Annotated in this window: 21 protein-coding genes and 2 pseudogenes; 12 read left to right on the plus strand and 11 right to left on the minus strand. The window is 77.5% G+C overall.

Going from position 1 to position 22,515, the window contains the following annotated elements; translation table 11 throughout:
* Positions 1–176 precede the first annotated feature (176 nt).
* Positions 177–1,136: pseudogene (locus ACRYR9_RS15355) on the minus strand (Gfo/Idh/MocA family protein); the annotation flags it as partial.
* A gap of 153 nt (positions 1,137–1,289) precedes the next feature.
* Here ACRYR9_RS15355 and ACRYR9_RS15360 point away from each other — a divergent pair.
* Positions 1,290–2,306, plus strand: coding sequence for a LacI family DNA-binding transcriptional regulator (locus ACRYR9_RS15360; RefSeq protein ID WP_432495064.1), 1,017 nt, complete (start codon positions 1,290–1,292; stop codon positions 2,304–2,306).
* A 15-nt stretch (positions 2,307–2,321) separates the two neighbouring features.
* Here ACRYR9_RS15360 and ACRYR9_RS15365 read toward each other — a convergent pair whose 3' ends face one another.
* Positions 2,322–3,275 carry a glycosyltransferase family 2 protein gene (locus ACRYR9_RS15365; protein WP_432495062.1) on the minus strand — a complete coding sequence of 318 codons (954 nt, stop codon included), beginning with the start codon at positions 3,273–3,275 and terminating at the stop codon, positions 2,322–2,324.
* Positions 3,272–4,156: a glycosyltransferase family 2 protein gene (locus ACRYR9_RS15370; RefSeq protein ID WP_432495060.1), complete on the minus strand. Its 885-nt coding sequence runs from the start codon at positions 4,154–4,156 to the stop codon at positions 3,272–3,274. The genes ACRYR9_RS15365 and ACRYR9_RS15370 overlap by 4 nt, the downstream gene beginning before the upstream one ends.
* Positions 4,157–4,310: 154 nt before the next feature.
* On the opposite strand from ACRYR9_RS15370, the gene ACRYR9_RS15375 reads away from it, so the two are divergent.
* Together ACRYR9_RS15375 and ACRYR9_RS15380 are read left to right on the plus strand one after the other, a co-directional pair.
* A complete protein-coding gene (locus ACRYR9_RS15375) occupies positions 4,311–5,255 on the plus strand; it encodes a UDP-glucuronic acid decarboxylase family protein (RefSeq protein WP_432495070.1) in 945 nt (314 codons plus the stop codon).
* A gap of 26 nt (positions 5,256–5,281) precedes the next feature.
* Positions 5,282–6,742, plus strand: coding sequence for a protein adenylyltransferase SelO (locus ACRYR9_RS15380; RefSeq protein WP_432495058.1), 1,461 nt, complete (start codon positions 5,282–5,284; stop codon positions 6,740–6,742).
* Between the two features lie 135 nt (positions 6,743–6,877).
* Here the strand turns inward: ACRYR9_RS15380 and ACRYR9_RS15385 are convergent, their stop codons facing one another.
* From ACRYR9_RS15385 to ACRYR9_RS15420, 8 genes and pseudogenes are all read right to left on the minus strand, one after another.
* Entirely contained in the window at positions 6,878–7,843 is a 966-nt protein-coding gene (locus ACRYR9_RS15385) for a glycosyltransferase family 9 protein (protein ID WP_432495056.1), read from the minus strand.
* Complete coding sequence (locus ACRYR9_RS15390) at positions 7,840–9,261, minus strand: PfkB family carbohydrate kinase (protein ID WP_432495054.1); 1,422 nt, start codon at positions 9,259–9,261, stop codon at positions 7,840–7,842. Before ACRYR9_RS15390 ends, ACRYR9_RS15385 begins: the two co-directional genes overlap by 4 nt.
* Positions 9,258–9,893, minus strand: a complete 636-nt coding sequence (locus ACRYR9_RS15395) for a D-sedoheptulose-7-phosphate isomerase (RefSeq protein ID WP_432509675.1) — start codon at positions 9,891–9,893, stop codon at positions 9,258–9,260. The genes ACRYR9_RS15390 and ACRYR9_RS15395 overlap by 4 nt, the downstream gene beginning before the upstream one ends.
* Positions 9,882–11,162, minus strand: a pseudogene (locus ACRYR9_RS15400) (glycosyltransferase); the annotation flags it as partial. The gene ACRYR9_RS15395 and the pseudogene ACRYR9_RS15400, both read right to left, overlap by 12 nt.
* Entirely contained in the window at positions 11,159–12,130 is a 972-nt protein-coding gene (locus tag ACRYR9_RS15405; RefSeq protein WP_432495052.1) for a glycosyltransferase, read from the minus strand. The pseudogene ACRYR9_RS15400 and the gene ACRYR9_RS15405, both read right to left, overlap by 4 nt.
* The gene (locus ACRYR9_RS15410; RefSeq protein ID WP_432495050.1) at positions 12,127–13,194 is read right to left on the minus strand and encodes a glycosyltransferase family 9 protein; all 1,068 of its coding nucleotides are present in this window, start codon (positions 13,192–13,194) and stop codon (positions 12,127–12,129) included. The genes ACRYR9_RS15405 and ACRYR9_RS15410 overlap by 4 nt, the downstream gene beginning before the upstream one ends.
* Positions 13,191–14,735: an HAD-IIIA family hydrolase gene (locus ACRYR9_RS15415; RefSeq protein WP_432495048.1), complete on the minus strand. Its 1,545-nt coding sequence runs from the start codon at positions 14,733–14,735 to the stop codon at positions 13,191–13,193. Before ACRYR9_RS15415 ends, ACRYR9_RS15410 begins: the two co-directional genes overlap by 4 nt.
* Positions 14,732–16,432 carry a carbamoyltransferase family protein gene (locus ACRYR9_RS15420; protein WP_432495046.1) on the minus strand — a complete coding sequence of 567 codons (1,701 nt, stop codon included), beginning with the start codon at positions 16,430–16,432 and terminating at the stop codon, positions 14,732–14,734. Before ACRYR9_RS15420 ends, ACRYR9_RS15415 begins: the two co-directional genes overlap by 4 nt.
* Positions 16,433–16,625: 193 nt before the next feature.
* On the opposite strand from ACRYR9_RS15420, the gene ACRYR9_RS15425 reads away from it, so the two are divergent.
* The 9 genes from ACRYR9_RS15425 (at position 16,626) to ACRYR9_RS15465 (ending at position 22,469) form a co-directional block, all read left to right on the plus strand.
* Positions 16,626–17,198 (plus strand): CDP-alcohol phosphatidyltransferase family protein, encoded by a 573-nt coding sequence (locus tag ACRYR9_RS15425; RefSeq protein ID WP_432495044.1) that lies wholly within the window; start codon positions 16,626–16,628, stop codon positions 17,196–17,198.
* 80 nt (positions 17,199–17,278) lie between these two features.
* Complete coding sequence (locus tag ACRYR9_RS15430) at positions 17,279–18,193, plus strand: DUF881 domain-containing protein (protein ID WP_432495042.1); 915 nt, start codon at positions 17,279–17,281, stop codon at positions 18,191–18,193.
* A complete protein-coding gene (locus tag ACRYR9_RS15435; RefSeq protein WP_432482071.1) occupies positions 18,190–18,522 on the plus strand; it encodes a small basic family protein in 333 nt (110 codons plus the stop codon). The genes ACRYR9_RS15430 and ACRYR9_RS15435 overlap by 4 nt, the downstream gene beginning before the upstream one ends.
* Before the next feature lie 10 nt (positions 18,523–18,532).
* Positions 18,533–19,312 carry a DUF881 domain-containing protein gene (locus tag ACRYR9_RS15440; protein WP_432495040.1) on the plus strand — a complete coding sequence of 260 codons (780 nt, stop codon included), beginning with the start codon at positions 18,533–18,535 and terminating at the stop codon, positions 19,310–19,312.
* Positions 19,313–19,380: 68 nt separating this feature from the next.
* Entirely contained in the window at positions 19,381–19,767 is a 387-nt protein-coding gene (gene gcvH / locus ACRYR9_RS15445) for a glycine cleavage system protein GcvH (RefSeq protein WP_432495037.1), read from the plus strand.
* 176 nt (positions 19,768–19,943) lie between these two features.
* Entirely contained in the window at positions 19,944–20,468 is a 525-nt protein-coding gene (locus tag ACRYR9_RS15450) for an FHA domain-containing protein (RefSeq protein ID WP_432495035.1), read from the plus strand.
* A complete protein-coding gene (gene ftsR, locus ACRYR9_RS15455) occupies positions 20,465–21,208 on the plus strand; it encodes a transcriptional regulator FtsR (protein ID WP_432495033.1) in 744 nt (247 codons plus the stop codon). Before ACRYR9_RS15450 ends, ftsR begins: the two co-directional genes overlap by 4 nt.
* Positions 21,209–21,268: 60 nt before the next feature.
* Positions 21,269–21,751, plus strand: coding sequence for a bifunctional nuclease family protein (locus tag ACRYR9_RS15460; protein ID WP_432495031.1), 483 nt, complete (start codon positions 21,269–21,271; stop codon positions 21,749–21,751).
* A 118-nt stretch (positions 21,752–21,869) separates the two neighbouring features.
* Complete coding sequence (locus ACRYR9_RS15465) at positions 21,870–22,469, plus strand: MerR family transcriptional regulator (protein ID WP_432495029.1); 600 nt, start codon at positions 21,870–21,872, stop codon at positions 22,467–22,469.
* The last annotated feature ends 46 nt before the right edge of the window (positions 22,470–22,515 follow it).

Raw genomic sequence — 22,515 nt, forward strand, 5'->3', positions numbered from 1 at the left:
TGGAGACGAACGTGCGGTTCTACTCCGTCGACGCCGCCGGCCGGCGCGGCGTGACCGCACACCCCCGCCGGGCTGCGCCTGCCCACCGGCGGCCCCGCGCACCGGGGGTTGCCGCGGGCCCGTCCGCGCGCCGGCGCTCTGGCGACCGGCGCGGCGAGCGGGGCGGGCAGCGGCGGCACCGCGACCGGGACCCCCGTCACCAGCGACTCCTGCGCGGCGTCGGCCACCAGGGAGGCCGCCACCGCGTCCCGCGGGTGGCACAGGTCGCCGTCGACGCCGTTGACCAGGTCCACGAAGGCGGCGACCTCGGCGCGGTAGGCGCCGGCGAAGCGCTCGGCGAACGTGGCGTGCGGCGGCCCCGCGGGGAAGGCGACGCCCGGCTCGGCCGAGCGCGCGGCCATCGCCTCGTCCATGCCGACCACCAGGGTGCCGCGCGAGCCCTGCAGCTCCAGGCGCACGTCGTGCCCGGCGCCGTTGTAGCGCGAGGCCGTCACCACCGCCAGGGTCCCGTCGTCCAGGGTGCACACCGCCAGCGCGGAGTCCACGTCGCCGACGCGGCCGATCTCCGGGTCGCCGTTGTTCGAGCCGCGCGCGTACACCTGCACCACCTCCCGGCCGGTGATCCAGCGCAGGACGTCGAAGTCGTGCACGCTGCAGTCGCGGAACAGCCCGCCGGAGGTGGCGATGAACTCCACCGCGGGCGGCGTAGCGTCGCAGGTGACGGCGCGCACGGCGTGCAGCCAGCCCAGCTCCCCGGCGTCGAAGGCGCGCTTGGCCTCGCGGTAGCCGGGGTCGTGCCGACGCTGGTGCCCGATGCGCACGACGCCGCCGCGTGCCGCCACGTGCTCCAGGACCGGCAGCGAGAGCGCCACGTCGGGCGCCACCGGCTTCTCGCACAGCACGGGGATCCCCGCCTCGACGCCGGCGCGGATCAGCTCCGGGTGCGCCGCGGTGCCGGCGGCGACGACGAGGCCGTCGATCCCGCTGCGCACCAGCGCGTCCACGTCGTCGGCCACCGCCACGCCGGCGCCGTCGCCGGGCAGCGCCGCGGCGACCGCGCGCACCCGGGCGGGGTCGGCGTCGGCGAGGGTCAGCGTTCCCACGCCGGGCGTCGCCACGATGTTCGCGGCGTGCATCGCGCCGATGCGGCCGACGCCGACCAGGCCGAGGTGCAGATCGGGCACGGGGACCTCCAGGTGGGTGGGAGCAGGTGTTGGACCGGTCCAACGCTCGCTAGGGTGGGGGCCCGGAGCTGAGGTGTCAAGGCACCCGGCGGTGAGGAGGTGGACGTGGCGGGGGAGCGAGCGGGCGGTCCGGCCAGGCCCACCATCCGCAGCGTCGCCGAGCGCGCCGGGGTGTCCAAGTCCCTGGTCTCCCTGGTGCTGCAGGGCTCGCCCCGGGTGGGGGAGGAGAGCCGCCGCGCCGTGCTGGCCGCCGTCGAGGAGCTCGGCTACCGGCCCGACCCCGCCGCCCGCAGCCTCGCCGAGCGGCGCACCCGCACCGTCGGCGTCGTCCTCGACGACCTGCGCAACCCCTGGTTCGTGGACCTGCTCGACGGGCTGCGCCCCGTCCTGGCCGCGGCCGGTCTGCGCCCCGTGCTGGCCGACACGAGCGCCGAACCCGATGCCGCCGGGGACCTCGTGCGGCTGCGCGTGGACGGGCTCGTCCTCGTCGGCACCCGCGACGACCCCACCGCCGTCGAGCGGGCCGCAGCGGCCGTCCCCACCGTCCTGGCGGGCACCCGCGACGCCGTGCGCGCCCGGGCCGACCTCGTCGCCGACGACGGCGAGGCCGGGGTGCGGCTCGTCGTGGAGCACCTCGCCGCGCTCGGGCACCGCCACCTCGCGCACGTCGCCGGCACGGGCGCCGTCGGGCGGCTGCGCCGGGACGCCTTCGAGCGCGCAGCGCGCACCGCCGGCCTCACCGCGGCGGTCGTGGCCGCGGACATGACCGAGGACGGCGGCCACCGCGCCGCCTCGCGGCTGCTGCAGCACCCGCAGCGGCCCACCGCCGTGCTGGCCGCCAACGACGTCTCCGCGCTCGGGGTGCTCGCCGCCGCCGACGAGCTCGGCCTGCGCGTGCCGCAGGACGTCTCCGTCGCCGGCTACGACGACACCTCCCTGGCCGCCCTGCGCCGCGTCCGCCTCACCAGCGTCGACAACCGCAGCCGCGAGGTCGGCCGGCGCGCCGGCGAGCTGCTGCTGCAGCGGATCGCCGACCCGTCCGCGGCACCGCGCACCGAGCTGCTGCCGCCCCGGCTGGTGCCGCGCCGCAGCACGGGCGCCCCCGCGCAGCCACCCGCCTGAAGCGCGCCGGCGCCCTCAGCCGTAGTGCCGCGAGGTGGAGCTGCGCTGCGACTCCTCCAGCGCCGCGAACCTCGCCTCCGCGTGCGGCGGCAGCACCCGGCGCTCGCGCACCAGCCACGGCACCCCGCGCACCGCGTCCAGCACGCCGAGCGCGCTGGTGCGGTCGCGCGGCACCGTGCGCAGCAGGAAACCCGTGCGCCGCAGCGCCGCCGGCACCGGCCGGCGCAACCACGTGAACCACAGGGTGTTGCGCACGCCGTGCCGCCGGCGCAGCTGCGACTCGCGCAGCACCGACGCCTGGTGGTGCACCGTCAGGTCCTCCAGGTAGCACAGCTCCCAGCCGGCGGCCGCGAGGTCGGCGGCCAGCAGCTCCTCCTCCCCGCCCAGCCACAACCGCTTCGAGAAACCCCCCACCTGCAGGAACGCGTCGCGGCGCACCACCGAGGCGCCCGCCAGGAAGCTGCCCAGGGCCGGACCGGGCAGCCCGGGCGCGCCGCGCACCGGGGAGTCGCGCAGCTCCGCGACGATCCCGTCCTCCACCGAGCCCGGCTCCACGACGATCCGGGCGGTGAGCACCGCCACGCGCGGGTCGGCGTCCAGCACGTCCGCGGCCCGCGCCAGCGAACCGGGGTCCCACCACGTGTCGTCGTCGCAGAACGCCACGTACGGGGTGCTCGCGCTGGCCACCCCGGTGTTGCGGGCCACCGCCCCCTGGTTCTCCGGCAGCACCACCACGTCCAGGCGGTCCGCGCCGGCGCTGCCGCGCGGGTGCCGCTGGCGCAGCGCCCGCGCGGTGCCGTCGGTGGAGCCGTTGTCCAGCACGATCACCCGCGGCCGCTCCGGCAGCCGCAGCAGCCGGTCCACCGCCAGCAGGGCCTCCTCGCGCCGCTGCCAGGTGATGAGCACCACGGTGACGCGCTCGTCGGGCGGTCCGACGGGGATCGCCTCCACCGCGTCCACGACGCTCACGCCCCGCGCTCCACCAGCACGCGCAGCCGCCGCTCGACCTCCGCCGAGGGCCGCCGCCGCGCCCGCAGCGCCCGCGGCAGCCGCGGTGCCGCGGCCAGGACCGAGCGGCGGTGCTCACCGCCCTCGGCCAGCCACCGGGCGCTGCGCGCCGCCGCCACCGGCAACGGCCGGCGCATCCACGCCGTCAGCAGCTCGTTGCGCCCCAGCAGTTCCCGGCGGGAGGCCGCCGAGCCGCGACTGGGGGAGGGGTGGTGGTGCGCCACGACGTCCTCCACGTACGCCAGGCCCCACCCGGCCGCGACCAGGTCGTAGGTGACGCGCTCCTCCTCGCCGGCGAAGAACACCACGTCGTCGAAACCCCCCACCGCCAGGAACGCCTCGCGCCGCACCACCGCCGTGCACGCCAGGAACCCCAGCACGTCCGGGCCCGGCAGGTCGGGGCTGCGCCCCCACGGCGCCGAGGCCATGTCCGCGCAGATCGGGTCCAGCTCCTCCGCCGGGCCCACCAGCGTCCGCCCCGCCAGCAGCGCCAGCCGGGGGTGGGCGGCGAACACCTCCACGGCGCGCGCCAGCGCCCCCGGCGCCCACCAGGAGTCGTCGTCGGCGAACGCCACCAGTTCCGTCCTCGCGGCCCGCACCCCCAGGTTGCGGGCCGTCGCCCCCAGGTTGCGGCCCGGCTGCAGCAGCCGCAGCGGCGGCAGCCCGGAACGCTCGCGCCGCTGCGCCTCGGCCCGCACCACCTCCACGCTGGCGTCCGTGGAACCGTTGTCCACCAGCACCACCGGCGCCTCGTGGCGCGGCAGGCTGGCGCGCAGGTCGTCGGCGCGGTCGCGGGTGGCGACCACGACCGTCACGTCGGGGCTGGCGGTGGGGGCACTCACGCGCCGGACGCTAGTGGCGACACGCCGCGGCCGGTGCAGCGGGGTGGGCGGGCGTGTCGGCCCCCGGGGTGGTTGCATCGCCCCCGTGACCGAGACCCCGCACGAGACCCCCCACGCGGCGGAGGCCGCCTCCGCACCCTCCGGGACCCTGGACGTGCGGCGCTTCTCCCGGGCCGTGGTCACCGGCGGCGCCGGGTTCCTCGGCAGCCACCTGTGCGAGGCGCTGCTGGGCGCCGGGGTCGAGGTCGTCTGCCTGGACAGCTTCCTGACCGGCGGCCCCGGAAACGTCGAGCACCTCACCGACCACCCCGGGTTCACCCTGCGCCGGTGCGACATCACCGAGTACGTGCACGTGCCCGGGCCGGTGGACCTGGTGCTGCACTTCGCCTCCCCGGCCTCCCCGGTGGACTACCTCAAGCTGCCGCTGGAGACGCTGAAGGTCGGTGCCACCGGCACCTGGCACGCCCTGGGCCTGGCCAGGGACAAGGGCGCACGGTTCCTGCTGGCCTCCACCTCCGAGACCTACGGCGACCCGCAGGTGCACCCGCAGCCCGAGACGTACTGGGGCCACGTCAACCCCGTCGGCCCGCGCGGGGTCTACGACGAGTCCAAGCGCTACGCCGAGGCGCTGACCACCGCATACCGCAGCACCCACGGCGTCGACACCGCCATCGTGCGCATCTTCAACACCTACGGCCCCCGGATGCGCGCCGCCGACGGCCGCGCCATCCCCACCTTCATCCGCCAGGCGCTGGCCGGTGAACCGGTCACCGTCGCCGGCGACGGGCAGCAGACCCGCTCCATCTGCTACGTCGACGACCTCGTCGCCGGCATCCTCGCCCTGGCCGCCAGCGGGCACCCCGGTCCCGTCAACATCGGCAACCCCGAGGAGCTGACCGTCCGCGAGATCGCCGAGGACGTCATCCGCGCCGCCGGGTCCCGCTCCACCATCGAGTTCGTGCCCCGCCCGCAGGACGACCCCCAGGTGCGCCGCCCCGACACCACGCTGGCGCAGACCCTGCTGGGCTGGAAGCCGGAGGTCGACTGGGCCGAGGGTCTGCGCCGCACCGTGGAATGGTTCCGCGCCACCGGCGCCTGAGCGGCACCGGGCGTAGGGTCGACGGGGTGAGCGTCGCCCCCGCCCGTCCCGTCGCCCTCGACGGCCGCTTCGCCCGCGACCTGCCGGAGATGGCGGTGCCGTGGCGGGCCGAGGAGGCCCCCGACCCGCGGCTGGTCGCCCTGGACGAGGACCTGGCCGCCGAGCTCGGCCTGGACCCCGCCTGGCTGCGCAGCCCCGACGGGGTGCGCTTCCTCACCGGGACCGCCGTGCCCGCCGGTGCGACTCCCGTGGCGCAGGCGTACGCCGGGCACCAGTTCGGCGGGTTCTCCCCGCGCCTGGGCGACGGGCGAGCGCTCCTGCTCGGCGAGCTCGTGGACGCGCACGGCCACGTCCGCGACCTGCACCTGAAGGGCTCCGGGCGCACGCCCTTCGCTCGCGGCGGCGACGGCCTGGCCGCCCTCGGGCCGATGCTGCGCGAGCACCTCGTCAGCAGCGCGGTGCACGCCCTGGGCATCCCCACCGCGCGCTCCCTGGCCGTCGTGGCCACCGGGCGCACCGTGCGCCGCGAGGAGCCGCTGCCCGGTGCGGTGCTGGCCCGGGTGGCGAGCAGCCACCTGCGCGTCGGCAGCTTCCAGTACGCCCGCGCCACCGGCGACCTCGACCTGCTGCGGCGCCTGGCCGATCACGCCACCAGCCGGCACCACCCCGGGGCCGCCTCCGCCGAGAACCCGCACCTGGCCCTGTTCCAGGCGGTGGCCCGCGCCCAGGCGCGTCTCGTCGCCCGGTGGATGCTCGTCGGTTTCGTCCACGGCGTCATGAACACCGACAACACCACCATCTCCGGCGAGACCATCGACTACGGGCCCTGCGCCTTCCTGGACGCCTACGACCCGGCCACCGTCTACAGCTCCATCGACCAGGGCGGGCGCTACGCCTACGGCAACCAGCCCGCCGTGGCGCAGTGGAACCTCGCCCGGCTCGCCGAGGCCCTGCTGCCGCTGCTGCACGAGGACGAGGAGCAGGCGGTCGCCCTCGCGCAGGACGCCCTCGGCGACTTCCGCGACGAGTACCAGGCCGCCTGGACGGCCGGGGCGGCGGCCAAGCTCGGCCTGCCCGGTGCCGCGGGCGAGCTGGTGCAGCCGCTGGCCGAGGAACTGCTCACCCTGCTGCAGGCGGACCGCGTCGACCTCACCTCGTCCTTCCGCGCGCTCGCCACCGCCGCCCGCGGCGACGCCGATCCCCTGCACCGCCACTTCCTCGCCGCCGACGCGCTGGACGACTGGCTGGGCCGCTGGCGCGCCCTGGGTCCGGACGCCGACGCGATGGACCGGGTCAACCCCGTGTACGTCCCGCGCAACCACCTCGTCGAGGAAGCCCTCACCGCGGCCACCGGCGGCGACCTCGCCCCCTTCGAGCAGTTGCTGGACGTCGTGCGGGCCCCCTTCGAGGAACGCCCCGGCCTGGAGCGCTTCGCCGCCCCCGCCCCGCCGGACTTCGGCGCCTACCGCACCTTCTGCGGCACCTGAGGTCGGGCTCGGGGCCTGAACCCGGTTCCCCGGGTCGGGTTCCGGTCCGGGTGGTGGGGTGCCCCGGTCGCGGGCGGAGAGCCGGCCGCAGCACCCGCCACCTCCCGACCCCACGCTCGAGAACGGGCGGAGCCTTCAGCCGCCGAGGAACCCGGCGGCCGCGTCCAGGACCTCGGCGACGGTGATCCGCGCCAGGGTCGGGTCCACCTCGGCGCCGTGCGGGTCGCCGACGTAGTCGGTGGCCGCCGGGTCGCCGTGCCACAGCACCGCGTGCCGATCGGCGTCGATGGCCGGCCCCCACCAGTGCGGCGGGGTCGGGCCGAACAGCAGCACCGAGGGCACCCCCAGGGCGGTGGCCACGTGCGCGGTGCCGGTGTCGCCGGACAGGACCAGGCGCGCCGAGCCCACGAGGTCCGCCAGGCCGTCCAGGTCCAGGGCGCCGCAGCGGTCCACCGCACCCGCGGCGGCCAGTGCCGCGCCCAGCCCCGCCTCGTCCGCCGTGCCCGTCACGTGCACCTCGTGCCCGGCGGCGCTCAGCTCACCCACCACGGCTGCCCACCGCTGCACCGGCCAGCGGCGGGAGGCGAACGCCGCACCCGGGTGCACCACGACCGGCCCGTCCACCGGCGCCGGCGGCAGCGGGCGCAACCGCAGGTCCTCCGCCCCGCACTCCGCGCCCCAGGCGGCCACCAGGCGGCACCAGCGCGCCACCTCGTGCTCGTGGCGCACCCATCCCGGCCCGTCGGGGTGGCCGGTGGTGCGGAAACCCAGCAGGGCATCCGGGCCCGTGGCCGCCAGCGGGTCGCGGCTGGCCGGGCCGTTGCCGTGCAGGTCCACGGCCAGGTGCCCGGAACCCTTCGCGGGCAGCGGCTCCAGCCCCGCGGTCACCAGGACCTCGTCGACCACGCCGCGCCGCTGCAGGAAGCCGCCGATGCCGGCCGGTGCCGCCAGCAGCAGCCGCCGCTCCGGGAACGCCCGGCGCAGCCCGCGCAGCGCCGGCACCCCCGCCAGCAGGTCGCCCAGGCCCAGGGCCCGCAGCACCAGCAGGTCGGCACCGGTCAGCTCGCGCACCTCGCCGGGGACCCCCGCGGGTGCCGTCACGAGCGTCCCGCGCCGGCCGCGAGGATCGACGTGGTCGAGCGCCCGTCCAGGTACGGCAGCAGCACCACCCGGCCGCCCCAGCTGCGCACCAGCTCAGCCTCGGGCAGCTCCGCACCGCCGTAGTCGCCGCCCTTGGCCCACACGTCGGGCCGCAGCTCCGCCAGCGCCGCGCGCGGGTCGTCCTCGGTGAACACGCCCACCGCGTCCACGCTGGTCAGCGCCCGCAGCACCCGCTCGCGGTCGGCCTGCCCCACGACCGGCCGCCCCGGGCCCTTCAGCCGGCGCACGGAGTCGTCGGAGTTGATCAGGACCACCAGCGCGTCGCCCAGGCCGCGTGCCGCCTCCAGGCAGCCCACGTGCCCGGCGTGCAGGACGTCGAAGCAGCCCCCGGTGGCGACCAGCGTGCCGCCGGACGCGCGCACCCGCGCGGCGACCTCCGCGGGCGTGGACCCGGCGGGCCGCTCCTGCACGGGGGCGGGGGCAGGGGCGAAGAACCCGTGCGTGCCGCCGGCGGCCACCCACGCCGAGGCGTCGCGCACCGCCCGCGCCAGCGCCGGGGACAACGCTCCCGTGCGGGCCACCTCGACCGCCGCGCTGGCCGCGAAGCGGTCCCCGGCACCGCACGGGTCGCCCGTCGCCGGCACCGCCGGCAGGTGCAGCGCCTCGCTGCCCGCCGCCGCGCAGTGCGCCCCGCCCGAACCGGCCGTCACGCACACCGCGGCCACGTCCCACACCGCGCGCAGCTGCGCGGCCAGCTCGTCCGCCCGCAGCGAGCCCGCGCCCGGGTGGTGCGCCGCCAGCGCACCGCGCGCCTCCGCCAGGTTCGGCGTCACCAGGGCGCAGCCCGGCACCGGCGCGCCGCCGCGCGGGTGCGGGTCCCACACCACCGGCACCCGGCGCGCCGCCTCGCCCAGCAGGGCCCGCAGCCGCGGCTCGCGCGTGGTGCCCGCGCCGTAGTCCGACACCAGCACCACGTCCGCCCCGGCCAGCGCCTCGCGCACCGCCGCCAGCGCGGCACCGTCCAGATCGCCCGGGGTGCCCGGCCCGCCGTCGTCCAGGCGCACCAGCACCTGCCCGTCGGCGCGCACCCGCGACTTGCGCCGCGTCGCCCCGGTGTGCGGCAGCGCCACCACGTCCACCCCGCGCAGCAGGGCCCGCAGGCGCGCTCCCGCGTCGTCGCCGGCCACCGGCGCCACCAGCGCGACCTCCACCGACGGGTCCAGCGCCGCCAGCAGCGCCGTCAGCCCCGCCCCGCCGGGGGACTCGCGCACGTCCTCGACGTCCACCACCGGCACCGGCGCGTCCGGCGCCACGCGGTGCACGCCGCCCAGCACCTCCCGGTCCAGCAGCACGTCGCCGACCACGACGACGCGGCGCACCGACCGGCCCGGCACCGGCTGCCCCACCACCCGGCTCACGCGCTGGCCTCCCGCCGCCGCGCCTGCACGGCCGTCAGGTCCGTGCTCCGGGCGCCGCGGGCCGCCGGCAGGTGCGCCTCCACCGCCACGCACAGGGTGTGCACCGCCATCAGGTGCCCCTCCTGGACCGCCGAGGTCGACGGCCCGGGCATCACCACGGCGTCGTCGGCCAGGTCCACCAGCGGGTTCGGCGCCGACGTCGTCATCGCCCACACCCGCAGCCCGCACTCTCGGGCCCGCTCCGCCGCGCGCAGCAGGTTCGCGCTGCGCCCGCTCGCCGACAGCAGCAGCAGCACGTCACCGGGCCGGCCGTGGCCCTCCACCTGCCGGGCGAAGACCTCCTCCACGCCGTAGTCGTTCGCGATGGCCGTGACCGTCGAGGTCTCCGCGTGCAGCGAGATCGCCGACAGCGGCCGCCGCTCGCCCAGGAAGCGCCCCACCAGCTCCGCGGTCAGGTGCTGCGCCTCGGCGGCGCTGCCCCCGTTGCCCGCCACCAGCAGCCGGCCGCCGCCGTCGACGACCTCCACCAGCTCGCGCCCCCACCGGTCCAGCCGGTCCGCCTGGCGCTGCAGCGCCGCCAGCACCCCGTGCAGCTCGCCCACGTGCTCGCGCACGTACGCCCGCGTGCCCACGACCCCGGACCCCTCCTCCAGCAGCAGCTCGTACGCCGACTCCGTGGAGGCGGCCACCCGCGCCCAGTCGTAGCGCTCCACCGCGACCTCGCGGCCCGCCGCGCCCAGCCGCGCGGCCACCGCCGGGTCCTCGACCACCGAGCGCAGCGCCGCGGCCAGCGCCACGGGGTCCACGTGCCCGGCACCGTCCACCGGCACCAGCCGGCCCGTCACCCCGTCGCGCACCGTGTCCAGCATCCCGCCGACCGCCGAGGCCACCACCGGCACGCCAGCGGCCATCGCCTCCAGCACCGCGATGCCGAACGGCTCGTACCAGGGCGTGGCCACCAGCGCGTCGCTGGAGGCCAGCAGCGCCGGCAGGTCCGCGGGGGAGACCCGCCCCACCAGGCGCACCCGGTCGGCGATGCCCAGCTCCACGGCGACCTTCTGCAGGCGCACCGCCTCGTGGTCGCCGTCCAGGTCGTGCGCGGCCGGTCCGCCGGCCACCACCAGCTCGGCGTCCGGCAGCGCCTCCAGCGCGCGCACCACGGCCTCCACGCCCTTGCGCGGCACCAGCCGCCCCACGCTCAGCAGGCGCGCGCGGCACCCCGGGCGGCGCGGGCCGACCACGTCGGCCGGCACCTCGCCCGGGTCCGCGAAGCGCGCGGTGTCCACCCCGCACGGCACCACCTGCACCCGCCGCGGCGGCGCCCCCGAGGCCCGCAGCTCGGCGACCTCGTCGCGGCACGTGGCGATCACCAGGTCCACGTCCCTGGCCAGCCGGCGCTCGGCGTCCAGCCGTCCCGGCGGGCTCGTGTCCGCGCTGCCCTGGTAGCGGCGCTTGACGCTGCCCAGGGCGTGGAAGGTCTGCACCACGGGGATCCCGTGGGCATGCGCCGCGGGCAGCGCCGCCGTGCCGGACATCCAGAAGTGCGCGTGCACCACGTCGGGGCGCCGCTGCGCGAACTCCTCGCGCAGCACCTCGGCGAACGCCGGCATGAACGGCGCCAGGTCGTCCTTGGCCACCGCCTCCGCCGGCCCGGCGTCCACGTGCACGACCTCCACGCCCGGGCGCAGCCGGGTGCGCGCCGGCAGGTCCGCCGCGTCGCGGCGCGTGTAGACGACCACCTCGTGACCGCGGTCGGCCAGCGCCGACGCCAGCGCCGCCACGTGCACGTTCTGCCCGCCGGCGTCCACGCCGCCGAGCACGGCCAGCGGGCTCGCGTGCTCGGACACCATCGCGATGCGCCGCGGCGTGCGCGCAGCACCGGTCCCTGCGGGGGCCCTCATGCCACCACCTCCTCGAGCAGTCGGTCCCAGTCCGCCAGGAAGCGTTCCACCCCGAACGCCGCCAGGGCGTGGCGGCGCGCCGCCTCCCCGCGCTCACGGGCCTCGTCCGGGTCGGCCAGCCACCGCCGGGCGGTGGCGATCAGGACGTCGGGGTCGCTGGAGAGCACCCCCGCGGCCGGCGGCACCGCCTCCGGCGCGGCCGTCGCCGGCAGCGCCAGCACGGGCATGCCGATCATCATGGCCTCGATCATCGACAGTCCCAGGCTCGTCCACCGGTAGGGGTGCAGGTAGGCGCGGTGCGCGCCCAGCGCCTCGTGCAGTTCCGACTGCGGCAGGTCCTCGTGCACGCTCAGGCCCTCGCCCGCCGCCGTGCCCGCCACCCGCTCCGCCAGCGCCCGCACACCCATGCCGTGCAGCGCCACCGGCACCTCCTCGGCCACCCGCAGCAGCACGTCCGTGCCCGCCACCCGCCAGCGCCGCACCGGCTCGTTGACGCTGGCGGCCAGCGACGCCGTCTCGCCCGTGTAGCGCTGCCCGGGGTCGATGACGCCGTGGTCCACCAGGGTGGTGCGCGCGTCGCCGCAGTCCCAGTACAGGCGGTTGAAGCTCGTCACGTGCGCGATCGGCACCGCGCGCTGGTCGGCCAGCGGGTGCCGGCTGTCCGCCGCGCCGGCGCGCGGGGCGTCGTGCTCCACGTACACGGCCGGCACGTCGCGCCCGGGGCGGCGGCCCGTCCAGCGCTCCACCAGCTCCAGCTCCTCGGGGCGCTGCAGCACCACCACGTCGAACTGCGCCGCGCGCAGGTCCGCCACGGGCACCTCCACGGCGCTCGCGGGCCAGTCCCAGGTGCGCGCGCGACCGCGCCCGTCCGGGCCGCGGTCGTCCACCAGCGGCAGCAGGTACTCGTGCGCACCCGAGACGAACGCGGTCATCCACGACCCGTGCACGTGCCAGACGAGGATCCTCACAGCGTCCCTCCCGCGGGAGCGTTCTCCCGGTCCACTTCCTCCACGACCGTCCCGGGGACGGCCGGTGCCAGCGCCTCCACGGCCGCCACGACCTCCCGCGCCGCCACGCCCGCCAGGCACGGGTGCCCCGGCACCGGGCACTCGCGGGCCCGGGAACCGCGGCACGCCGCGCTCTGGTCGCCCAGCAGCACGTGCGGCACCCCGTACGGGGCCCAGCGCGCCGCCGGCACGACCGGCGCGAACAGCGACACCACCGGCGTGCCGACCGCGGCCGCCAGGTGCGCCGGTCCGGTGTTGCCCACGACCACGGCGTCCGCGGCGGCCAGCACCGCCGCCAGCCCCGGCAGGTCGGTGCGCCCGCCGAGGTCCACGGCACCGTGCCCGGCCACCGCGGCGGTCAGCCGACGCTCCCCGGGGCCGCCGGTCACCACGACGTCGCGGCCCGCGTGCCGCAGCGCCTCGACGATCCCGGCGGCCTGCTCCGGCAGCGGCGCCCGCGCGGGCACCGACGCCCCGGGGTGCACCACCACGTAGGACGCCGGCAGGCCCGGCGGCGGCGGGGCGGTCGTCAGCACCCGCAACCGCCCGTCGTCGTCCGCGGGCAGCGGGAATCCCGCCGCCGCGGCCAGCTCCAGCGCCGCCTCCGCCTCGTGCGCGTCGGCGCGCGGGCCGTCCTCGCGGCGGTGCCGCACGTCCAGCAGCGAGCCGGGGTAGTCCTCGCTGGTGGCGCTGACGCGCGCCACCCCCGCCAGGCGCAGCAGCAGCGCCAGCGGCAGCGGGCTCTGGTGGAACGAGGTGAACACCACCGCCTCGTCGTAACCGCGCTCGCGCACCCGCGCCAGGAGGTCGTCCACCGCGGCGGGGTCCACCGCGGCGGGGGAGAACCCGCTCCACGGCGGGTCGAACACCAGCACCTCGTCCACCCCGGGCAGCAGGCGCGCCGCACCGGCCCCGGCGGGGGAGGCCAGCACGTCCACGCTCGCGCGAGCGGCCAGCGCCCGCACCGCCGGGCCCGTCAGCAGGACGTCGCCGTCGTTGTCCAGGCGCGCGGCCAGCACCCTCACGAGGAACCCCCGCGCCCGGCGGCGGCCAGGGCCAGGCCCACCGCCTCGGCGAGGTCCGCGGCCACCAGCGGCGCCGCGGCGACCTCCTCCGGCCGGGTGACGGGCGTGGGCACCAGCACGGCCCGGGCGCCGGCCGACAGCGCCGCCTCCACGTCCGCGCCGATGTCGCCGACCACCAGGCACTCCGCGGGCAGCACGCCCAGCTCCCGGGCGGCGTCGAGCACCATGCCCGGCTCGGGCTTGCGGCGCGCGGACGGCCCGTCCGGGCCGTCGGGGCAGAACTGCACGGTGTCGAAGGGGCCCACCGCCTCGGTGAGGCGGGCGTTGACCGCCTCCACCTGCGCCGTGCTCAGCAGCCCGCGCGCCACCCCGGACTGGTTGCTGACCAGACCGGTGCGCAGCCCCGCGGAACGCACGCGCTCCAGCGCCTCGCGGGCGCCGTCCACGGGGGCCACGAGGTCCGGGTCGCCGTTGTAGGGCACGTCGTGCACGAGGGTGCCGTCGCGGTCGAACAGCACCGCGCGCACCGGCGGCGGCCAGGGCGCCGGCGGGTCGCGCCGCCAGCGCAGCTCCGCGCGCACCCGGTGCCACACCGCCGCCGGCGGGATCGCCGCGCTCGTGACGAGCATCCGGCGCACCTCCGCGGCGTCACGCGGGCCCGGTGCGATGCGCCGCCAGGAGAACTCCGCCGTCAGCCCCGCCCAGGCCAGCGCGGCGACGGCCGCGGTGCGCCGGCGGCCCACCAGCACCGCGGCCACCGCGGTCGCGGCTGCGGCGGTCGTGACCACGTGCCCCGGCAGCCTGCCCACGGTCGACTGCGCCCGCTCGCGCCAGGCCGGGCCGTGCAGCGCCCCCATGGTGGCGTCGTCGGCGTTGCCGCGCTGCTGGCGCAGGCTCGCCAGGTCGCTGGAAGGGCGCACCGGGTGCACGGCGCCGTGCTCGCCGCGGACCAGTTCCCAGCCCGCGTCCAGCACGCGCAGCGCCAGGTCGGCGTCCTCGCGGAACGCGCGCGGGAACCGCTCGTCGAAACCGGCGACCTGCTCCAGCGCGGTGCGCCGGTACGCCATGTCCGCGGTGATCCACGCCGCGTCCGCCAGGCCGGCGGTGCCGCGCTCCCAGTCGGTGGGGCGCCGGTCGGCCGGCAGCGGAACGGTGATCCGACCCTGCACCCCGGCCACTCGTCCCGGTGCCGCGGCCAGGTCGGCCACCAGCAGCAGCGACCACTCCGGAGGCAGTTCCACGTCGTCGTCGACGAACGCGACCCACTCGCTCGCGGTGCGTCGCCAGCCGGCGTTGCGCGCCGCCGCCGGGCCGCGCCCGCCGGAACGCACCAGGCGCACCGGCAGGCCGGCGCTGCGGGCGCGCTCGCACGCGACCTCGCAGGGGTCCTGCCCGGTGTCGCGGCCGCGGCGGTCGTCGACCACGACGACGAGTTCCGGAGCGGGGCCGCGCTGCGCGGCCAGCGTCGTCAGCAGGACGTCGAGGCTGGGTCGCCCCACGGTGGGGACGACGACGGAGAACCCCGGGGCAGCGGCCCTCACGCGCCGCCGGTCCCGGGCGCTCCGGTGTGCGCGGGCGCGGCGAAGGTGCTGCGGCGCACCAGGTGCGGGCCGAGGACCAGCAGGTCCACGGGGGCGGACCCGAACAGTTCCAGCGCGTCGCGGGGGTCGTCGACCATCGGGCGACCGGCGGTGTTCAGGCTGGTGTTCACCACGACGGGCAGACCGGTGCGCTCCTCGAACGCGCGCAGCAGCGCCGCGACCTTCGGGGTGCGCTCGTCGTCGATCGTCTGGATGCGCGCGGTGCCGTCCACGTGCGTGACGGCCGGGATGCGCTCGCGCCACTGCGGCGCCACCTCGTGCACGAAGAGCATGTACGGGCTGGGGAACGGCCCGTCGGAGAAGATCTCCGGCGCCCGCTCCGAGAGCACCATGGGTGCGACCGGGCGGAACTGCTCGCGGCCCTTGACGTCGTTGAGGCGCTCGAGGTTCTCCTTCCTCCCCGGGTGCGCCATGAGCGAGCGGTGCCCCAGGGCGCGCGGGCCGAACTCCGCCCGGCCGTCGAACCAGGCGACCACCCCGTCGGCGGCCAGCACGTCGGCGACCTCGCCGGCGAGGTCGCCGGGCGTGGTGAACGGCAGGCGCGCGGTGCGCAGCCACTGCGCCAGTTCCTCGTCGCTCCAGGAACGGCCCAGGGCGGCGTCGTGCATCGGCACGATCGTGTCGCCGCCGTCGGCGGCCAGCTGCAGCGCGGCCCCCAGCGCGGTGCCCGAGTCGCCCGCGGCGGGCTGCACGAACACCTCCTCGAACGGCGACTCGCGCCAGATGCGGGAGTTGGCCACGCAGTTCAGGGCGGTGCCGCCGGCCATCGCCAGCACCCGGTCGCCGGTCTTGCCGTGCAGCCAGGTGGCGACGTCCACGAGGGTGCGCTCGAGCACCTCCTGCACGCTGGCGGCCAGGTCGGCGTGGTCGGTGTCGCGGCGCGGGTCCCACTGCTCGCCGTCCAGCAGCCGCGGCGCCCAGCGCGACCAGTCCGGGGCCTGGGCGACGAAACCGCCGTCACCGGTGGCGTGCACGAACTCGGCCAGCTCGTCGGCGAAGCGGGGCTTGCCGTAGGAGGCCAGCGCCATGACCTTGTACTCGTCCGAGGAGTGCAGGAAGCCCAGGTGCGCGGTCAGCGACTCGTACAGCAGGCCCAGGGAGTGCGGCAGCCGCTGGCTGGCCAGCACCTCCAGGGACCCGCCGCGGTAGCGCCCGGCCAGCGAGGAGATCGCCTCGCCGCGCCCGTCGACCGTCAGCACGCTGCAGCCGCCCTCGCGCGCGGCCTCCGGGGAGGCCAGCGCGGCCGAGGCGGCGTGCGCGACGTGGTGGGGGACGTGGCGCACCTTCGCCGGGTCCAGCCCGGGCAGGGCGGTGGCCAGCGCCTCCGCGGCGCGCTCGGCGTAGCGGGTGCGGATCGCGTCGTCCGGGTCGCCCAGGTCCAGCTCGGAGCTCGGCAGCACCAGGGAGGGGTCGTACGAGTACCCGACGAGGTCGAGGTCCTCCGGGCGCAGGCCACCGGCCGCCAGGGCGTGCTTGATCGCCAGCTCGGGCAGCTCCCACGTCGAGTACGGCACGGGCCGCTTGCCGTGCTTGCGGCGGCTGAAGCGCTCCTCCTCCGCGGCGAAGACCACCTCGCCGTCGACCACGAGGGCCGCGGCGGGGTCGTGGAAGACGGCGTTGACGCCGAGCACGCGCATGGGGGTCGACCCTCTCTGTCGGGGCGATCGCCCACGTCCGACGGTGTGCACCGGCGCGCGGCGAGCGCGGACCGGCCGAGCCGTAGGCTGCCAGAGGCGGCGGCCCGCCGCCCACCAGGGTGCGCGGCGCGGCGCGGTGGAGTCGAACACGACCACGGGGGGGTGCGCAGTGGCTACGGCGGGTGGTCAGGCGGTGAGCGAGCGCGTCTGGACGCTGCCCAACGCGCTGAGCTTCCTGCGCCTGGTGCTGGTGCCGGTCTTCGCGGTGCTCATCACCCGCGGCCACGACGGGTGGGCGCTGCTGGTGCTGGCCGTCAGCGGGGCCAGCGACTACCTCGACGGCCACCTCGCCCGCCGCTGGGACCAGGTCACCCGACTGGGGCAGGTGCTCGACCCCTTCGCCGACCGGCTCTACATCTTCACCACGCTGCTCGGCCTGGCCTGGCGCGAGCTGGTGCCGTGGTGGCTGGTCGTCGTCCTGGTGGCCCGCGACGTGGTGCTGGTGTGCACCGTGCCGCTGCTGGCCCGGGTGGGCCACGGCGTCCTGCAGGTGCACTTCCTCGGCAAGGCGGGCACCTTCTGCCTGCTGTACGCCTTCCCGCTGCTGCTGCTGGGGGAGGTCAGCCCGCTGCTGTCCGCGGTGGCCGGCGCGGTCGGCTGGGCCTTCGCCCTGTGGGGCACGGGGCTGTACTGGTGGGCGGGCGTGCTGTACGTGCAGCAGGTGGTCGCCGTGGTGCGCGCCGAGCGCGCGGCCGGCCGGTCGTGACGCCCCCGCCCGCCACGCCCCCGCCCGCCACGCCCCCGCCCGTTCCGCCACCTCCCGCGGTGCGCCGCCCGGACGCCAGCATGAGCCTGCTCACCGAGGTGATGCACCGGCCCCTGGACCCCGGGTACGCGGCCGCCGCCGAGCGCCGCCGGGCCGCTGGGGGCACCGGTCCGGGGCGCCCCCGCGCGCTGACCGCCGTGGCCGCCCTCGCCCTCGGCGCGCTGCTGGCCGTCGCCGGCGTGCGCGCCGCGGCCGGCGCGCCGGAGGCCGACCGCGGCCGTGCCGAGCTGCTGCAGCGCGTGGAGGCGGCCACCGCCCGCGCCGACGCCCTCGCGGCCCGGGCGGTGCAGCTGCGCGAGGACAACGCGACCCTGGCCGAGCGCCTGGGCGGGGGCTCCGCCGCGGCCGCCGGCGCGGTCGCCGACGAGCTGGCCGTCGCCGCCGCCGCCGTCCCGGTGAGCGGGCCCGGCCTCGAGGTGACGCTCAGCGACGCCCCCGCGGACCCCTCGGGGGTGCAGGCGGCCGGCACCTCCGGGCGCGTGGTGGACCGCGACCTGCAGACGCTCGTCAACGGCCTGTGGCTGGCCGGGGCCGAGGCCGTCGCGGTCGACGGGGTGCGGCTGTCCTCGCTGTCGTCGATCCGCGCCGCGGGGGAGGCCGTCCTCGTGGACTACCGCCCCCTGACCCCGCCGTACCGGGTCAGCGCCGTCGGCGACCCCGCAGCGCTGCAGACGGGCCTGGCCGCCTCGGTGGCGGGCCGCTACCTGCAGGTGCTGCAGGACAACTACGGCATCGGCGTGGACGTGCGCACCGCCTCCGCCGAGGACCCGCTGGTGCTGCCGGCCGCCGGGCGGCTGCAGCTGCGGGTCGCCCGCCCGCTCACCGGGGGCGGTGCGGGCGGTGCGGGCGGCGTGGACGGCGACGGGACGGCGGGTAGCGTTCCGGCGACCGGCGCCGGTGGTGGCGCGCTGGACGAGCGGGGAGGGGCGCCGTGATCGCGGCCGTTGGCCTGCTGGTGGGGATCGTCGCCGGGGTGCTGCTGCACCCGGAGGTCCCCGTGGCCCTGCAGCCGTACCTGCCGATCGCCGTGGTCGCCGCCCTCGACGCCGTCTTCGGGGGGGTGCGCGCCGTGCTCGACGGCATCTTCGACGACCGGGTGTTCGTCGTCTCGTTCCTGTCCAACGCGGTGGTGGCCGCCCTCATCGTGTACCTGGGCGACCAGCTCGGCGTGGGCTCGCAGCTGTCCACGGGCGTCGTGGTCGTGCTGGGCGTGCGCATCTTCTCCAACGCCGCGGCGATCCGCCGGCACCTGTTCAAGGCGTGAGCGCGCCCCGGTGAGCACCGCCCCCGCCCCCCGCCCGCCCGGCGCCTCGCCGTGGCGGCGCCTGTGGCGCGCGGCGCGCCCGCGGGCCACCCGGGCGCAGCTGCTGGCCGGGGTGCTGTGCGCCGCGCTCGGCTTCGGCGTCGTGGTGCAGGTGCGCCAGACGGACGTGGCGGGCCTGGCCGACCTGCGCGAGAGCGACCTGGTGCGCATCCTCGACGACGCCGGCGAGCGGGGTGACCGGCTGGCCGAGGAGGTCCGCGAGCTGGAGCGCACCCGTTCGGAGCTGACCGCCGGCAGCGACTCCGCCGAGGCCGCGGCGCGGGCCGCCGAGCAGCGCGCGCTGGAGCACGGGCTGCTCGCCGGCACCGTGCCCGCGGTCGGCCCGGGGATCACGGCGACGATCACCGACCCCGCCGGGGAGGTGGGGGCCGCGCAGTTCGTCAGCCTGGTGCAGGAGCTGCGCGACGCCGGCGCGGAGGCGGTGCAGGTGGGGGACGTGCGCGTGGTGGCGAGCACCGCCTTCCAGTCCCCGCCCGCGGGCACCGGGGGCGGTGTCGTGGTGGACGGCACCCTGCTGACCCCGCCCTACGAGGTGCGCGTCGTGGCGGACCCGCAGACCGTCTCGACGGCGCTGGACATCCCCGGCGGCGTGCGGGAGTCGTTGCGGCAGCTGGGGGCGGAGCTGTCGGTGCGCACCTCCGAGGAGGTGCGGGTGAGCGCCTTGCACGCCGTCTCCAGCCCTCAGTACGCTCGCCCGGCGTCGCCGGGAGCCACCGCCGGCGGCGAGTGACCGGCAGCGGTCGACAGCCCGGGGCGCCCGTCCCGCCGGCCCCCCCACGACGAGGAGCGAGACGCCCCATGGCCTCCAGCGTGCCCGAGGACCTGCGCTACACCGCTGAGCACGAGTGGGTGCGGCTCGAGGAGGGCGGCACGGTCCGCGTCGGCATCACCGACCACGCGCAGGGCGCCCTGGGCGACGTGGTCTACGTGTCCCTGCCCGCTGAGGGCGAGGCCGTCACGGCCGGCGCGGCGTGCGGCGAGGTGGAGTCCACCAAGAGCGTCAGCGAGGTCGTGGCCCCCGTCAGCGGGGTCGTCGCCGCGCAGAACCCCGGGCTGGAGACGCGCCCGGACCTGGTGAACTCCGACCCCTACGGCGAGGGCTGGATGTTCACCGTCACCCTCTCCGGCGACGCGCAGCTGGACGGGCTGCTCGACGCGCAGGCCTACCGCGACCACCTGGGCTGACCCGCGCCGGCCCGCCCCGGTGGGGGCGGGGCGCCGTCCGGACGGGTGGCGTGCACGGGGAGTGTGGAGCCGGTCGCAGGCCCCGGCTAGGCTGGCGATCAGCGTCAGGAGCGGGGAGCGTCCCGCGGCGGTGTGCCGGGCGGACGGTGGTCCGCGGTGTTGCGAGAGGTGGTGCGATGTCTCCGTCGGGCACGTCCCCGGACGAGGGGACGACCCCCGGGCCGGGCGCGGACGAGCGTCCCGCCGATTCGACGATGTCCTTCGCGGGGCTCGCCGTCCCGGAGGTCCACGAGGCCGTCGAGGGCGGTCTCAGCAGCGAGGACCTGGCGGCGGTGGAGGCCCTGCCCCGCGGTTCCGCGCTGCTGGTGGTGCGCCGCGGCCCGAACGCGGGCGCGCGCTTCCTGCTGGACGCCGAGCGGACCTCGGCCGGCCGGCACCAGGCCAGCGACATCTTCCTGGACGACGTCACCGTCTCGCGGCGGCACGCGGAGTTCGTGCGCGCCCCCGACCCGGTGGCCGGGCCGGGTTTCCGGGTCCGTGACGTCGGCAGCCTGAACGGCACCTACGTCAACCGCGAGCGCATCGACGACGTGCTGCTGCGCCCCGGCGACGAGGTGCAGATCGGCAAGTACCGCATGGTCTACCACCCCAGCCCGCAGTCGGCGGCGGCCGCGGCCGGTGGGGGCGGGCGGTCGGCGTGAGCGCGGCGGCCTCGCGGGCGGCCTTCGACCCGGACGCGCCGCGCATGACGATCGGCGAGGTGATGGCGCTGCTGTCGCCGGACTTCCCCGACGTGACCATCTCCAAGATCCGCTTCCTGGAGGAGCAGGGGCTGGTGGAGCCGCGGCGCACCGCCGCGGGCTACCGCAAGTTCTCCTCCTCGGACGTGGACCGGCTGCGGTACGTGCTCTGCGCCCAGCGCGACCACTACCTGCCGCTGCGCGTCATCCGGGAGAACCTGCACGCCATCGACCGCGGGATGCAGCCCCCGGAGCAGCCCGGCGCCGCCCCGCGCGTGCCCGACGCGACGGGCGCGCCGTCCGTGGAGCGCTTCGACGGCAGCGCCGCCCGGCTGCGGCTGACCCGCGCCGAGCTGCTGCGCGAGAGCGGTGTGGACGGCGAGCTCCTGGACGCGCTCGAGGGCTTCGGCGTGCTGGGGCCGGCCCCCGGCGGGCCCTGGTACGACGGCGAGGCCCTGGAGGTGCTGCGCGCGGCCGCCACGCTGGCCGGTCACGGCATCGAGGCCCGGCACCTTCGCGTGTTCCGCTCGGCGGCCGACCGGGAGGTGGCGCTGGCCGAGCAGGTGGCCGCCCCCCTGCAGCGGCAGCGCTCCGCGGACTCGGCGGACCGTGCCGAGCAGGTGGCGCGCGAGATCGCGGCGGCGTGCCTGCGGCTGCACACCGCGCTGGTGGCCGGGGCCCTCGGCCGCATCACGGGCTGAGCGGGGCGCGCCGCGCCGGGCACCGGCCCCCGCGGCGCCGGAGGAGGGTACGGTGAACCCGTGCGTGCGCTCGATGTCATCGGCGTCCGGGTCGAGATGCCCTCCAACAACCCCATCGTGCTGCTGCGCGAGCGCGACGGGGACCGCTACCTGCCGATCTGGATCGGTGCGCCGGAGGCCAGCGCCATCGCCTTCGCCCAGCAGGGCGTGGTCCCGCCGCGCCCGCTGACCCACGACCTGCTGAAGGACGTGATCACCTCCCTGGGCCGCAGCCTGGAGGAGGTGCGCATCGTCGAGGTGCGTGACAACGTCTACTTCGCGGAGCTGGTCTTCGACGGGGGTGCGACGGTCAGCTCGCGCACCTCCGACGCGATCGCGCTGGCGCTGCGGGTCGGCTGCCCGATCGTGGGCGCCGACGAGGTGCTGGACTCCGGTGGAGTGCCGGTCCCCGACGAGGACGAGGACGAGGTGGAGAAGTTCCGCGAGTTCCTCGACCACATCACCCCGGAGGACTTCGAGTCCGGTTCGGGCCCGGATCGGTGAACGGCGCGCCGCGCGCCTCGTTGACGCTCCGCGGGTGCGACTCTACGGTCAGTTGACAGGACGCTCCCGGTCGGCACGGCACCGACGATCGGACCGGGGCGATGATGAGGAGGCCGGCGTGAGCAGAGGCGAGGCAGACGCGGGTTCGTCGCGTGGCAGGAAGCCCGTGCCCGCGCAGGGCCTGCTGTTCGCCGAGGACCTGCCGGAGCTGGACGAGGAAGTGGGCTACCGCGGCCTGACGGCGTGCAAGGCGGCCGGCATCACCTACCGCCAGCTGGACTACTGGGCCCGCACGGGTCTGGTGGAGCCGAGCGTGCGCAGCGCCTCGGGGTCGGGCTCGCAGCGGTTGTACGGCTTCCGCGACATCCTCGTGCTGAAGGTCGTCAAGCGCCTGCTGGACACCGGGGTCTCGCTGCACCAGATCCGCACCGCCGTGACCCACCTGCGCGAGCGCGGGGTGGACGACCTGGCCCAGATCACGTTGATGAGCGACGGCGCCAGCGTGTACGAGTGCACCTCCGCGGACGAGGTGATCGACCTGGTGCAGGGCGGCCAGGGGGTGTTCGGCATCGCGGTGGGCCGGGTGTGGCGCGAGGTGGAGGGCGAGCTGGCCTCGCTGCCCAGCGAGCGCCTGGCCGAGCGCACCGAGGTGGCCGCTCCGGCGGTGGTGCTCGCCGACGAGCTGAGCACCCGCCGCCGCGCCCGCGAAGCGGGCTGAGCAGCACGCACGACGTGACGGCGCCCCCGGCCCTGCGGCCGGGGGC

The sequence above is a fragment of the Kineococcus auxinigenes genome (genome assembly GCF_050871525.1).
In the GTDB taxonomy this organism is placed as follows: Bacteria; Actinomycetota; Actinomycetes; order Actinomycetales; family Kineococcaceae; genus Kineococcus.